This is a genomic window from Mucilaginibacter angelicae (genome assembly GCF_042434235.1).
Lineage (GTDB): Bacteria > Bacteroidota > Bacteroidia > Sphingobacteriales > Sphingobacteriaceae > Mucilaginibacter > Mucilaginibacter angelicae.
The window spans coordinates 741,605-755,380 of sequence record NZ_JBHLTS010000004.1; the positions used below are offsets into that span (position 1 = coordinate 741,605).

At 39.8% G+C, this 13,776-nt stretch carries 12 protein-coding genes; 7 read left to right on the forward strand and 5 right to left on the reverse strand.

Features of this window, described 5'->3' with window-relative positions; all coding sequences use genetic code 11:
* Window positions 1–90 precede the first annotated feature (90 nt).
* The 3 genes from ACFFGT_RS03140 (at window position 91) to ACFFGT_RS03150 (ending at window position 4,490) form a co-directional block, all read left to right on the forward strand.
* Entirely contained in the window at window positions 91–1,869 is a 1,779-nt protein-coding gene (locus ACFFGT_RS03140; RefSeq protein ID WP_377021048.1) for a DUF262 domain-containing protein, read from the forward strand.
* Window positions 1,862–3,805 carry a DUF262 domain-containing protein gene (locus ACFFGT_RS03145; RefSeq protein WP_377021049.1) on the forward strand — a complete coding sequence of 648 codons (1,944 nt, stop codon included), beginning with the start codon at window positions 1,862–1,864 and terminating at the stop codon, window positions 3,803–3,805. Before ACFFGT_RS03140 ends, ACFFGT_RS03145 begins: the two co-directional genes overlap by 8 nt.
* 109 nt (window positions 3,806–3,914) lie before the next feature.
* A complete protein-coding gene (locus tag ACFFGT_RS03150; RefSeq protein WP_377021050.1) occupies window positions 3,915–4,490 on the forward strand; it encodes a GNAT family N-acetyltransferase in 576 nt (191 codons plus the stop codon).
* 82 nt (window positions 4,491–4,572) lie between these two features.
* Here the strand turns inward: ACFFGT_RS03150 and ACFFGT_RS03155 are convergent, their stop codons facing one another.
* Window positions 4,573–4,764, reverse strand: coding sequence for a hypothetical protein (locus tag ACFFGT_RS03155; RefSeq protein WP_377021051.1), 192 nt, complete (start codon window positions 4,762–4,764; stop codon window positions 4,573–4,575).
* Between the two features lie 110 nt (window positions 4,765–4,874).
* On the opposite strand from ACFFGT_RS03155, the gene ACFFGT_RS03160 reads away from it, so the two are divergent.
* Complete coding sequence (locus ACFFGT_RS03160; protein WP_377021052.1) at window positions 4,875–5,225, forward strand: helix-turn-helix domain-containing protein; 351 nt, start codon at window positions 4,875–4,877, stop codon at window positions 5,223–5,225.
* 53 nt (window positions 5,226–5,278) lie between these two features.
* Window positions 5,279–7,114 (forward strand): DUF4365 domain-containing protein, encoded by a 1,836-nt coding sequence (locus ACFFGT_RS03165; protein WP_377021053.1) that lies wholly within the window; start codon window positions 5,279–5,281, stop codon window positions 7,112–7,114.
* A gap of 14 nt (window positions 7,115–7,128) precedes the next feature.
* On the opposite strand, the gene ACFFGT_RS03170 is transcribed toward ACFFGT_RS03165, so the two are convergent.
* The 3 genes from ACFFGT_RS03170 to mnmE form a co-directional block, all read right to left on the reverse strand.
* On the reverse strand, window positions 7,129–8,265 hold the full coding sequence (locus ACFFGT_RS03170) for a tyrosine-type recombinase/integrase (protein WP_377021054.1): 1,137 nt from the start codon (window positions 8,263–8,265) through the stop codon (window positions 7,129–7,131).
* Between the two features lie 2 nt (window positions 8,266–8,267).
* Window positions 8,268–8,903 (reverse strand): helix-turn-helix domain-containing protein, encoded by a 636-nt coding sequence (locus ACFFGT_RS03175; protein WP_377021055.1) that lies wholly within the window; start codon window positions 8,901–8,903, stop codon window positions 8,268–8,270.
* Between the two features lie 339 nt (window positions 8,904–9,242).
* Window positions 9,243–10,610 carry a tRNA uridine-5-carboxymethylaminomethyl(34) synthesis GTPase MnmE gene (gene mnmE, locus ACFFGT_RS03180; RefSeq protein ID WP_377021056.1) on the reverse strand — a complete coding sequence of 456 codons (1,368 nt, stop codon included), beginning with the start codon at window positions 10,608–10,610 and terminating at the stop codon, window positions 9,243–9,245.
* 203 nt (window positions 10,611–10,813) lie between these two features.
* Here mnmE and ACFFGT_RS03185 point away from each other — a divergent pair, with 203 nt between their 5' ends.
* A complete protein-coding gene (locus tag ACFFGT_RS03185; RefSeq protein WP_377021057.1) occupies window positions 10,814–11,872 on the forward strand; it encodes a nucleoid-associated protein in 1,059 nt (352 codons plus the stop codon).
* Between the two features lie 96 nt (window positions 11,873–11,968).
* Window positions 11,969–12,928: a hypothetical protein gene (locus ACFFGT_RS03190; protein WP_377021058.1), complete on the forward strand. Its 960-nt coding sequence runs from the start codon at window positions 11,969–11,971 to the stop codon at window positions 12,926–12,928.
* A gap of 2 nt (window positions 12,929–12,930) precedes the next feature.
* Here ACFFGT_RS03190 and ACFFGT_RS03195 read toward each other — a convergent pair whose 3' ends face one another.
* Window positions 12,931–13,725, reverse strand: coding sequence for a TIGR02757 family protein (locus ACFFGT_RS03195; RefSeq protein WP_377021059.1), 795 nt, complete (start codon window positions 13,723–13,725; stop codon window positions 12,931–12,933).
* Window positions 13,726–13,776: the final 51 nt, after the last annotated feature.

Sequence of the window (13,776 nt, forward strand, 5' to 3'; positions counted from 1 at the left end):
GATTTGTTTCCCCCGATTATCAATACGAATAAAATTTTCATTATAATTCTCTTATCTCTAATTTAGGACACTAACCTTATTTCATATCGAATGGAAAATATACCCGTCGAGACGTCAGCACAAACAGCATCAAAAAACAGTCTCGCATTGAGAACTGTTTCGCAATTATTTAACAATATCTATTATATCCCCGAATATCAACGTGGCTATAGATGGCAACCGCAACAAATAACAGAGTTACTAAACGATATCAATGCTTTCAAACCGGAAGAAACTGCCATACCTGATCAAACAACCTGGTATTGCCTCCAGCCGCTCGCTGTGAAGAAAGTAAGCCAGAAAATTATTGAAAAATATAATTTTTCTGACCCCGAAAACTGTTTCGAAGTAATCGATGGGCAACAAAGGCTGACAACCATTTTCATTATTCTACACTATCTCAATTTGCGTTTTACCGAAAATCGCCGGAAAACACTATTTGAAATACATTACGCCACTCGGGAACGTTCCTGGACATTCTTAAAAAATGAATTGAACGAAAAAGTCATAGACAACAGCAACATTGACTTCTCGCACATGTCAAATGCGTATAAAGCGGTTTTCGACTGGTTTACCGAAAAACAAAAAGACATAAGATTTGACGAAAATATCTTTGAATCGAAACTATTGAAATCAACAAAAGTCATCTGGTACGAAAGCCGCGAAGATGATTCGATCGCACTATTTACCCGCATCAACATTGGTAAAATCCCCCTTACAAACGCGGAATTAATCAAAGCACTGTTTCTAAACACCTCAAATTTTAAAAAATCTGACCAATACGATATTAACCTGAAACAGTTAGAAATTGCCCACGAATGGGACAATATCGAATATTCACTGCAAAACCCCTCTTTCTGGTATTTTATCAATGAGAAAGAAAACCTGCTTGACACCCGCATTGAATTTATTTTCAATCTGATGTCAGAAAAGCCGGAAAATGACGAATCGGTAAGCGAGAACTTCACCTTCGATTACTTCAGTAAAAAGTTTAAAACAAACTCTACTGTGGAAGTTACCCAAAACTGGGATGAAATTAAATTGTATTTTCAGAAATTAACCGAATGGTTTGACGACCGGAAACTTTATCATAAGATTGGCTTTCTGATCACCTTTGGCGAAAAAATACCTACGCTAATTGAACTATCTAAAGGGCTCACTAAAAAACAGTTCAGAACAGCACTAAACGCTAAAATAAAAAGGAAACTAAGTAAGGTCCAGTTGAGCACTTTATCCTATCCAAAACCAGTTATAAAACGAATTTTACTGCTCCATAATATACAGACCATGCTCAATAATAGTAAGGAAGATTCAAGGTTTCCGTTTGACCGGTATAAGCAGGAGCGTTGGGATATCGAACATATTAACTCAGCAGGAGAAGAAATGCCGGAAAACGAAAAACACCAACAAGACTGGCTGAACGAAACGGTGCCGTTTCTGGAGAAAAACAGAGAATTAAAAGACCGGGCACTCAACTTACAAAAGGGGGAATTCTCCAAATTATATCACGATATCATAGACTGGTTTAATGAAAGTGGAAAAACAGATGGCACCGATGGTATTGGAAATCTGGTCCTATTGGATTCAAAAACTAACCGTGGCTACAAAAATTCTGTATATCCGGTAAAAAGAAGCAAGATCATCGAAAGAGACAAGAACGGTACTTTCATACCGATATGCACCCGGAATGTCTTTCTCAAATTTAACAGTCTTCAGGTCTCTCAAATGACATTCTGGGGCGAACAGGAACAGAAGGATTATTTCGATGATATTAAACGCGTTTTACTAAAATACTTATCTGAACAACTGGAGGACAAAAAGGATGAATAACGCTACACAAATATCAAAACAACTTTCATTCTGGCAACTGATCAAATCCAGCGAAAAGATTGAAATACCAATCATACAGCGGGACTACGCCCAGGGAAGGCCTGACAAAAATAAAATCAGGAATAAATTCCTGGATGCTCTGGGCCGCGCTCTGGTTACCGCTCCCGTCGAACTGGATTTTGTCTATGGGAGTAACAGCAAAGGAAACGCCTTCCAGCCACTTGATGGGCAACAACGTCTGACTACACTATTTCTTTTACATTGGTATATTGCATCCAAGGAAAACTCTTTAGACTCAACAGTAAGAAAAGAACTCACCAAATTTACCTACACGATCAGAACCAGCTCAAACGACTTTTGTAGAAAAATCGTAGCGGCAGATATCCCGATAGATCCCGCAACAAATACGATCAGCGGAATTATAAAAGATGCCGCCTGGTTCTATTCTTCATGGGAACACGATCCAACAATTAAGGCAATGTTGATTATGTTGGACGCAATTCACAAAAAATTCAAAGTTTTGCCAATCAAATGGGAGTATCTCACAGGAGAAGATGTCAGACCGATTACTTTCCATCATATACCACTCGCAGATTTCGGACTGTCCGATGACCTGTACATTAAAATGAATGCTCGTGGCAAACAACTTTCTTCTTTTGAAAATTTCAAGGCCGACATTATTAAACATATAGATAAAAATTCATGGGAAGACGGAAAACCGCCCATTGAAACGCTATCCCACAAGGCAGATACCGCATGGACGGATCTCTTCTGGGACAACGGAAAGGGAGAAAAGACATTTGATAATGCGTTTATCAATGTTATAAGCAACTCAGTGCTATGTTCATGGGCAAACCGGCCGGATAAAACAAAGGATCGCGACAAGAAAATTCAGAATTTGTTTAACAACCCCGGCGATGTTAGTCCTGAGGATTTTGATATTAATGCATATGAAAATTTATGCCGTGATTTAGATATTTATAGTGCGATCCTGGACGAACAGCCTAATTTTTCTTTTCCATTATGGACTCTTTTACCTAAGACAGAAAACAACTTGTTTTCAATTATTGCTTCCGGTAAAGCTACCTATCCTCAACGCGTATTATTTTATGCGCAAACAAGTTATCTTTCAAAAGTAAAGGACATTGATTCTAGATTATTCGGCCACTGGATGAGGGTTGTCCGAAATATTATCTATAACTCTACCATCGACAGCGTACAATCTTTTACCGGGGCAATTAATCTCATAAACGACCTTAGTCCCGGCTCGAAAAATATTTATCCTTTCCTCTCAGGATCATCCATTCAATCGAATTTTGGTTCAGCGCAAGTCAAACACGAAACCGACAAGGCTTCGATAATCAATCCGTCTAACATGGATGTTATTTTTGAAGCCGAGGACACCAATTTCTGCAGAGGTAAAATAGAATTCATCCTTTATTGCGTACAAAAAAAGAACGACGAGGGTTACGATTTCATGAAGATGGCGAACATCAACAAAGTTTTAAAAACCTACTTTAACGGCAATGAAGTGTCTAATGAATTTAGGCGGGCGATGCTTACAATTGGCAACATGGAATTTTATAAATTTTGGTGGTCATGGACATCCGCGATAAGACTGAATAAACATAGTCTGATCAAAGATATCGCTGATCTGCGAATCCTTGCAGCCAACACCGACTACCGGGACTATCTCAAAAAAATGATAATTAAGCTCATCAGCACAGCCCCTTCGACGATCATCGATGAGTTCCTGACGAAGAATGAGGGCAATGAAGATATTCCCAATTGGAAGATCCGGCTGATCGCAAAACCAAAACTACTTGATGATCATTGCAGATCGCATTGTATAGCTGTTCCTGATACTAACAAATATTGTTATCTGCTGCGCGTTGAACGGCCGAGGGATGCTGAAAGTTGCAAAAAGATAAGTTAAGATCTGGCTGCAGTAAATGTATGTAGAGACGGCGATAACCCGGTTTATAAAATCAAAAATGTTTAAAACCAAGTTTGACAGGCGGTGTTAAGATTAATATTTTGCGCTGATGCTACAACCTGTATCTCTTGAAAACGACCGTCTCTATATTCATCCTTTCCGTTCGGAAGATTTCAATCGGTATGAAAAAATGGTGACTGATATTTATCAGATCCTGTCTGATGATGACACGCTCCATTTTATACCGGAGAAAAGACTCGGCTCTATGGCAGACGCGGATACATGGCTGAAATCAACTATTCTTAATTTTCATTGTGGTCATAATTTTGTCCATTTTATTACAGAAAAAGTTTCGGGTAAATTGCTTGGCATAATTGATATTATTTCACCTCAGATTGTTCGGGCTCATTACCGATTGGAACAATACCCCTATTTTATAGAATTTTACCTGTCGGGTAAAGCCCGGGGAAGAAAGATCATGACTACTCTCCTACCAGAGATTATCGCAGAACTCCGTCAGCGTAATATTCGGGTTCTCGGGGCCGTTGTCAATAAAAAAAACCATGCCGCACAAAAAGTACTTCTGACCGCGGGTTTTATCTATCAATCTCCATTTGATCCGGTTCAGGACCTTTACCAGTTGTCTTTTAGCAGTACCGAAAAAAAGCTTAATAAGGTCGGATAAATATTCACATGAACTATATAGCAGTCAGGACAACTGAAAGGTAAAAAAGGAAATTATTTTTTTTGAAATTGATAGAAATAGCCTAGTCTGCTAATAATCGGTCTATTTTCAACGCCCTGAGTTGTTGAGTATATTTACTTATCTCTTCAGTTATAAACGGCAAATTATCCTTAAAAGCATCGGGATCATTCTCAATATCTCGTTTTAATTTCTTCAACTTTTCAGATAGAGAAGATGCTGCTTCTATACATTCATCTATTTTATAGATTTCCATTTGTACAAGATACCAACTTTGTTCCAACTGCTATATGGTTACCAAAATAAATCTCTGTAGTACTGATAAACTGGTCAAAGATTTAATCATAGAAATTCCATTATTGCATTATGGACTCTTTCAATTTTAATGAACTTCCTGAAGTGGTGCGTCTGCTGTTTGAAAAAGTGGAACTGATTGAAAACATGGTACTAAATCTGCAGCCGAAAGAAGAAGATGCAAATGAATTACTTGATATAAAGGAGGCAGCTGAATTTCTTAAGGTTTCTGTTGCATCATTATATAACAAGGTCAGCCGGAAAGAAATACCTGTCAGCAAACCGGGAAAAAGGCTTTATTTCAATAAGACGGAATTAAAAGAGTGGGTTCAGCTCGGTAAAAAGAAAACCGCAGCGGAAATTAGATTTGTTGCTGAAAATCGCTTTCCAGGCAGGCAAAGAAGGGATAAGCTTAATTATTGAATCACCTTTATGCTTGGACCGATGAATAAACTTATCTTTAGACATCAATTGCTATGTCAAAAACCAATCACACCAAGCCAGCCTCGTTTACATCAACAACACCAAGTGAAGAAAGATCTGCTGATATTCTACAATACTGTTTGGATCGAAATTTTATCAAGGGGAATATAAAAACAACAGATAAATATCCAAATTCCGACGGGTTACTGACTATTACCGATGCGCAAAATATGCCTTTGGGAATGATCGATATACAATTAAAAACCTTACAAACTGCCCACATCAAAAATCCCAGATACCAGTGTGAACGAAGCCAGTTTGCCTATGCCGAGCAGAATTTACTACCATTTATACTTATAGTTGCAGATCAAATCAACGAAGTTGCCTATTGGTTACACCTTGACGACAAAACTTGCCAAACCTACAAGGAAAAAGGAAAGGGCAAAACCGTGATGGTGCCGATCCCGTCCACTAATTTAATCTCAAAAAAAAATAAAAATTATATCAGCGAATGGACCCAAATAATTGGTGACAGAATAGATAGAATACAATTATACCCGCAGGTCCAGGAACAGCTTAAATCACTTCAGTTACAACTAGGGAAGCTGGGAAAATATTTTCAGCCAGCTTACAGCTTAGAAGGCCAGGACATTCGGGAAATTCATCAGTTTCTTGATCACTATAATTCAATGCTTGACAGAGAGTTTAAAGCTATCAAGGACATCCTCTTTTATGGCTGCTGGAAAATAAGTATCGGGATCATAGAATACAAAAAAGCCTCAAGCAGGTTTATCTTATTTCCGCAATCGTACTATACCAACGCTCCACTGATCAGAGAGTTAAAAAAAGATGACACCATAAAGCCAGAGGATTTGTTTGAAGACGGTATATCAGTGATCGTTTCGAGCAACCAAACTAACTCAATTAAGAACGAACCGAAGAAAACTGCATTAAATCTGCTACGGGGTGATATCAAAAAATTTATTGGTAAAACCAACCTGGCTGTTGACAATGCTTTCCTTGCGCATGAGTATCTCGCAAGTTTCATTAATACATTTCAGGCATATCTCGGTATCAGTAAAGAATGGGATGATTTAGAAATACAGCGGCTGCATGACCTTTTATTTATCATCATGCCCGTTGTTGCAGAGCAAACTACCAACTATGCAGCGGGTGTTCAATACGACATAACAAATATTGACCATTTTGCTGATATGCACGAAAAACCATACTTTCTCCAGCGGATCAGCAAGGCAGAAGAAAGTATCGAAAAAAAATATGTTCCGAATGTATACGTTTCGCTTACATCTGTAAAATTTGATTTTAATCTCCTGATATATTTCATGGACAGATTAAAAATCTCAGAGATAAACCGCATTAAAAAGGTCTATCCGGGAAAATACTATAGAGGCGGCTCGGGCATAATGGCCTTGAAGAACCTGGAAAAATCTATTCTTGAAGAGTCAGCAGAACTATTTTTCAAACACTTTAAAGATGCTTACGGAAAAATGGTTGATCAGCATTTTCCTCTTCTTAAAGACGATTTAGGCCTGTTCGCTGAAAATGACTTGCTGATATTCAGTCTTTTTAAGGCCGGGCAGCAAGGTCACAAACCGTGTTTACTGTTTCAGCGTTTGAAAGCCAGAGGTCTCGCAGATAAAAAACTTTTATTTTTTAAAAATGAATTTGACAGTCCAATATTACAAGCCGAAATCTACGAGCAAAAAAAACGCACTTTAACTTACGAAGGTGTAACCTATGATTTGCAGGTCAACGGTACGACTCCATTAGATTTCTTATTTACTAAAACGCCTATCTATACGCTGCTCAATGAAATTTTAAAAGAGCGTATTCAAAGTTATATCACTAAAGAATACACAAGAATATAATTCCGATTAATATGTCAGCGTTTACCAGCCTTGAGATTTTTGAGGTTCAGCTTGATTCTGCTCGCTGCCGCAATCTTCATTTTATCCTTGACTTTTGTATAGATCAGGGTCGTCTTAATACTCTTATGCCCCAGCAATTTGGATACGGTAAGCAATTCCGTACCGAACTCCAGCTGTAAGGTAGCATAAGTATGCCTGAAGCTGTGAAAAGTGATATTTTTTTCAATCCCGGCATTCTTTAGCCAGTCAGTGAAGCATGGTTTCAAACTCGAATAATGAAGATTCGGAAATACGCGCCCCTGAGACTGTCCGCGCTTGCCAAGCACCCTGACAGCCTGATTTGAGATCGGGAGAATTTCTGCGCCCTCCGTTTTCTCCTGAGTAAACTGCAGATGATATTTGCCTCTGTCCCCCCTGACTTCCGACCATATCAATGTCTTTACATCCGAAAACCGCAATCCGGTAAGGCCGGCGAATATAGCAGCCCTTTTGATCAGGTCGGATTTAGCTTCAGCATCAACTAACCGTTGAAATTCTTCGAGTTCCAGTTGCTCTCTATGAGTTTCTTTAAGTTTAATTGGATCGACCTGACTATGCAAATCAACTGTGATCAACCCTTTTTTGTAGGCACGTTTGATTGCATTCCTAAATTTGGCGAAATAATTAGCTGCGGTATTGCGAGAAATTGGGTCCCCTCTCCTGCTGATCCCCGGACCACTCATCAAAAAGTTCTTATAATCCTCACAAAGAAATTCATCAAGATCGTTGAAGATCAGGTCATGCCCCGCAAAGGCCACGAAATACCTATACGACATTGCATTGTTGTCACATTCGGAACCTGTCCTGGTACAGATAAACTGAAAAAAGAAGTCGATAAAGCTTGCGCTCCGGTCTCGGTTCGAAATAAACCCGAATTTTCGATTCTGAATATCAAGCAGCCGGTTTGCCCTTACGTTTTCAATCAACTCACTTGTTTCAATATTATGCCTCTTTTCCCAGATATTTGACGGTTTATCAAAAAGAAAAACGTCCAAAAATTCAAATCGCTGAGGTTTTCCGGTTTGGGGGTTACGTAAAGGGGGCGAAAAATCGAGGTATATTGAATGGCGTCCATTTGTAATCGCCTTTTTCCGTATATGTACTTTCGGCATACTTATAATTCTGGATTAAAAATTTTGTTCAATTCTGATTTGGCGACATAGGTGAACTTCCCTTCCTGAAATTTGAAGAGTTTGTTTCGTTTAATAATATCAAAAAGCGCCTTTTCTGATATGTTGAAGATCTGCTGTGCCTCTCCCATATTGTAGCATTCAGACACTGGAGGCTGAATGATCTCTTTTATTTCGATAACCTGCGGCAGTTCGAAAAGCCTGTCTATATCTTTTCGGTAAACAAGGGTTTTTCTTTTCGAAAGGTTTACAGCATTCAACTTTCCGGTATTGATCATTTGATAGATCATCTTTTCCGATGCGCGCAACAGTTGTGCTGCGTTTTTGACATTGAGGAATTCAACAGCATTTACTTCAGTAACCCGCTCATTCAAAACCTTTTTGACTACCTGATCCATCGGAGCCATTTTTATATTGCGCGCGCGCATCTTCCCGTTTTTGCTGTTGCAAACCTTACTGCAAAATCGGGTAACCGTTGTTCTCGCAGAAAACACTCTTCCGCACTGCTCGCAAATTCTGTTTACTGTAAAATTAGAACTCATAATTAGGTAAGTTTTCAAAATCATGCCTGGCAAAATTTGGGCAAAGCAAGCCCATGCGATAATTTCACCTTTTTTCAATTCACTATTAATCAGAAGTTTAATTAAATATGGCGAGATAACCGATGACTTTATTACTGATGAAATTTGCAACTATCATCGGTAATAATTCCCCCTCAAATAAGGGCATTTTAGGGTTGATAAGGCGCAATAAACGGAAATAGGCGGTTATAGGCGACTTAATTTCTCCTCAAATTTTAAATCTCAAAAAAATTCATTTTTGAGTAACATCTGAGTAACAAAAATACGAAAAACAAGGCCAATTATCCAAGAATTTGGACAAGAAGAAAACACATAACTTATTAACAATGAATAGCTTACTTGCCGTAACTTGTCATTTTTTGTGGTTGTTTGACAGGGTCACTTGCCGATACAAAACTTACTAAAAATATTCTCCAGCAAATCATCCGTAGTAACCACACCCGTGATCTCACCGAGGTAGTGAAGCCCCTGTTTAATATCCATCGACAAAAAATCAGAAGTAATACTGCCATCTATGCCTCCCAGTACCCTTACCAGCGCTTCTTCGGTTTTTTGAAGGGCTTCAAGGTGACGGATATTGGTTACAAGGGTTTCATCTCCGCTAAGCTGGTCTTTTACGGCCGATGAGTAGATCTTGTGTTTAAGCTCATCAATATGGCGTTTCTCTTTGGCCGAAATGATAATCGCTCTATCGGTATGGGGTAAAGCTGATAATTGCTCAGGGTTAAGCAGATCAGCTTTGTTGGCCACTACCAGCATGGTAATACCTGGCTTTTGCAGGCTGGCAATATCGTTATTCAGTTCCTCTATGGTAATTTCGGCTGCATCAAATACGTAAATCAGCAAGGCCGACTGGCTGATCTTTTCCATGGTACGCTGCACACCTATCTGTTCAATGGCATCGGTAGCTTCACGGATCCCGGCGGTATCTATCAGCCTGAAATTAATGCCCTGGATGTTTAGTACTTCTTCTATTGTATCCCGTGTAGTACCAGGGATATGACTTACTATGGCACGTTCTTCATTAAGCAGTGCATTCAGCAGGGTTGATTTACCTGCATTCGGCCTGCCTGCTATTACTGTATTTACACCATTTTTTATGGCATTACCCAATTCAAACGACTGGATCAATCTACCCACTATTTTAGTAATCTCATGGATCAGCTTTTTCAACTGATCGCGGTTGGCAAATTCCACGTCTTCTTCGGCAAAATCAAGTTCCAGCTCAATCAATGAGGCAAAGTTTACCAGTTGTTCGCGTAGCATTTGCAGCTGAGTACTGAAACCACCCCGAAGTTGTTGTAGCGCCACCTGCTGTGATGCTTTAGAGTTAGAGGCAATCAAGTCGGCAACGGCTTCGGCCTGGCTCAGATCGAGCTGACCGTTCAGGAATGCCCTTAAGGTATATTCGCCTGGTTTGGCTGATCGTGCCCCCTTTTTGATAAACAGCTTGATAATGCTTTCAATAATATAACCCGAAGCATGGCATGAGATCTCAACCACATTTTCTCGGGTGTACGACCGCGGACCAATAAACAGCGATACCAGCACCTCGTCCAAAATCAGGTTGCCATCTACAATACTACCAAAATGAATAGTGTGCGATGCCTGTTTGCTCAGGTCTTTACCCTTAAACACGCTGTTGGCAATGGTTATGGCATCAGGCCCCGAAAGGCGGATCACGGCTATGGCGCCCACCCCGTTTGGTGTGGCAAGGGCTACTATGGTATCGGTATTATCTGTCATTTTTTAGTTGATAGTTAATGGTTCATAGATCATAGCCGAAGCCCGCCTAATTTACCAAAGTGCAAAGGTCGTTATTTCGTGGTGATTTTTCTCACCGGCTCCTTCTAATCCAACTCTATATGACTTGAACATGAAAAACGCAGGCGCACCATGAACTATGATCCATGAACCATTAACTAAAATCTTTACCTTCGCAGGCAATTATGGTAACTTTTTTTGAAGCTTCGCTCGAAACCATTTCGGTACATCATGTTGGCAATCAATCGCAGGAAGAGATGTATGCCCTTTCAGAACAACCACTTGAACTGAAGGATGAGATCATCCCCAACCTGCTTATGCAGTATTTTCTGAAACCTTTTGAAAAGGCCAACGAAGTATACCACCTCACGCACAGCAGCGGTGATCTGGGACTGAACGAACTGCATCATTTTGCCACACAGGTATTTGATGATAATACTAAATTTCATGAAGCATCCGAACAAATAGCAAGGCATCTGTATAAAGTTACCCTCCACCCCAATATCAAAGGCGGCGAGCTTTATGTAGTGTACTTTAACAAAGTACAAATTGAAGGTAACCCGCTGGATGCCATCGGTATCTTCAAATCGGAGAACAAGGAGACCTATCTTAAGGTTTATCCCGACAAAGGTGGGTTCCAGGTTGATTATGAGCAGGATGCCATCAACATCAACAAGTTGGATAAAGGCGTACTGATCTTCAACATCGAAAAAGAAAACGGTTATAAGGTAGTAGTGGTTGATAAAACCAACAATGGCCAGGAAGCTGCCATGTATTGGAAAGATCAGTTTCTGCAACTAAAGATCCGTAATGATAGCTTTAACCAAACCAATAATACGCTGGGCATCTACAAAAACTTTATCACCGAAAAAATCGACGAAGAATTTGAAATGAGCAAGGCTGATAAGATAGACCTGCTGAACCGTTCCATGAAATATTTTAAGGAGAAGGAAACTTTTGATATGGAAGAGTTCTCGAACGAAGTAATTGGCAATGAACAAGCCATTGAATCGTTCAAAAGCTTCAAAAACCAATACGAGCAGGAATTTGACAGCCCTATTGCCGATAATTTTGTGATCTCAGAAAATGCTGTAAAAAAGCAGGCCCGTGTTTATAAGAGCGTTTTAAAGCTTGATAAAAATTTTCACATCTATATTCACGGCGATAAAGAACTGATTGAGAAAGGCTTTGACGATGGCCGGGCAATGAATTATTATAAGGTTTATTTTAAGGAGGAAGCGTAGAAATAAATGAATTGAGCATTGTTGGTAATGATTTCGATAGTCGACATGGAATAATACTTTTATATTAGTGTCGTTATTCGTGTAAACCTTATCATCATGTACAAATTAAGATACCTGCTCACCACATTATTTATCCTGTTTATTTCGACCGTAAAAGCAACAACCTGGGATGAACCCTGGCACGATAAAGTAGTTAAAGAGGCTGAAAGTTTTGTGTTAGCCAAAGTTGTTTCTTCTGACAAGGATAAAGGCGTTACAATAAGTATTCTTAAACAATTAGGCGGCAAAGAACTAACAGGAACAATCCTGATCTCCAAATTTTATGCCTTAAGCCTTTGCAGCTATTCAACAGGAGAAGGTCCTGAATTTCATTTTGAGCACATAGATAGCTGTTATTTCTTCATTAAAAAAAATGAAAAAGATGAATATTGTATAGCCACACCTACTGCGGGCTACGCCGCCATAAACAACGGGATTGTGTCTGCCACTTATCGCCATAGTTATCACCAGGCCCGGGTTACTTTGCCTATATACCAGCAAACGATGACCGCTATCTTCAATAACTATCATGGGTTGCCATATGACAAAAGTTTTATCAATGATTTCATTAATAAATACCTTGCCTTAAAACCTGCCGGATTTGACAAAGAAGAATTGCCAATTTTTTTCAACCAGCACGTTGCACTTGAATGCATTTATCACCTCAACTTAACGGGATTTTACGATAAGATCATTCCATTTTTAAATGAAGAAGTAAACTTTCACAGCCAGGTATCGGCTGCAAGAGCTTTGGCAGCTTCTAACACACCACAAAGCAGAACATTGCTTTTAAATATACTCAGAAATAAGAAAATCAATGACTTTGTAAAAGTAATCAGCATATGGACATTGCAAAGCTATGAAGCTAAAGACCTTAAACCACAGTTTCAGCAATTGGAACAAACGGCTTCAACCGAAGAGAACGGCTTTGGCGGTAATATTATGGACCCAAGAATTTGCACGCATTTCCCGACAGTTAAGCAAGCACTTGACGAGTTAATAGCGAAGGCAAAGTAGGCTTAAAACTGCACGCCCCACCGTTCCTCAATCCCCAACCCAAACAAAGCAAAATCATATTTAACAGGATCATTCGGGTCAAATTCACGGAGTCTTTCGGTGAGTTCCACTGCGGTTTGCCAGTCGGTTTGTTTGCGGGTGATGAGATTAAGCTTACGCGATACTCTGTCAACATGCAGATCAAGCGGACAGATCAGATCCGCAGGTTTAATGCGGTTCCAGATGCCAAAATCAACGCCGTTATCATCCTTACGTACCATCCAGCGTAAAAACATGTTCAGGCGCTTGCAGGTTGATTTTTGCGCGGGGGATGAAACATGTTTTTTTGTACGATGCGGGAAGTCAGGAAGTGAAAAGAAATATGAGCGAAAGTAATTGAGCGAACGCTCAACCGCCTGCTCTTTTCCCTCTCCCTTTAGGGGGCCGGGGGGCACAAATGCATCCTCCAACGATTCAAACCTTTCGTAATGCTGCCTGAAAAAGGCGATGAAGTAAAGCGTATCCACGTCGTTGAAAGTACGGTGTTTAAACTGGAGCAGCTTTTTAAGGTCGGGCTCTTCGTGATTGATGATGAAATCATAAGGAGCGCCATCCATCAGGGTGATAAGTTCCTTACATTTTTTGATGATGGTAACCCGCTGGCCCCAGGCTAAGGTAGCAGCCCAAAAGCCCATGATCTCAATATCCTGCTTTTGGTTAAACATATGCGGGATGATTACCGGGTCATTCTCAATAAATTCGGGACGGTTATATTGAGCAACTTTGCCGTCGAGGAAAGCTTTGAGATTTTCTGTCATGGATATTTACAAAAACGTCATTGCGAGGCACGAAGCAATCCCAAACTATAC

Bases quoted from the DNA above. Each gene is read 5' to 3' on its own strand.
- ACFFGT_RS03170 (WP_377021054.1), bottom strand. From the start codon at position 8,265: ATGCCGAAAGTACATATACGGAAAAAGGCGATTACAAATGGACGCCAT.
- ACFFGT_RS03190 (WP_377021058.1), top strand. From the start codon at position 11,969: ATGTACAAATTAAGATACCTGCTCACCACATTATTTATCCTGTTTATT.
- ACFFGT_RS03145 (WP_377021049.1), top strand. From the start codon at position 1,862: ATGAATAACGCTACACAAATATCAAAACAACTTTCATTCTGGCAACTG.
- ACFFGT_RS03150 (WP_377021050.1), top strand. From the start codon at position 3,915: ATGCTACAACCTGTATCTCTTGAAAACGACCGTCTCTATATTCATCCT.
- ACFFGT_RS03140 (WP_377021048.1), top strand. From the start codon at position 91: ATGGAAAATATACCCGTCGAGACGTCAGCACAAACAGCATCAAAAAAC.
- ACFFGT_RS03165 (WP_377021053.1), top strand. From the start codon at position 5,279: ATGTCAAAAACCAATCACACCAAGCCAGCCTCGTTTACATCAACAACA.
- ACFFGT_RS03195 (WP_377021059.1), bottom strand. From the start codon at position 13,725: ATGACAGAAAATCTCAAAGCTTTCCTCGACGGCAAAGTTGCTCAATAT.
- mnmE (WP_377021056.1), bottom strand. From the start codon at position 10,610: ATGACAGATAATACCGATACCATAGTAGCCCTTGCCACACCAAACGGG.
- ACFFGT_RS03160 (WP_377021052.1), top strand. From the start codon at position 4,875: ATGGACTCTTTCAATTTTAATGAACTTCCTGAAGTGGTGCGTCTGCTG.
- ACFFGT_RS03185 (WP_377021057.1), top strand. From the start codon at position 10,814: ATGGTAACTTTTTTTGAAGCTTCGCTCGAAACCATTTCGGTACATCAT.
- ACFFGT_RS03155 (WP_377021051.1), bottom strand. From the start codon at position 4,764: ATGGAAATCTATAAAATAGATGAATGTATAGAAGCAGCATCTTCTCTA.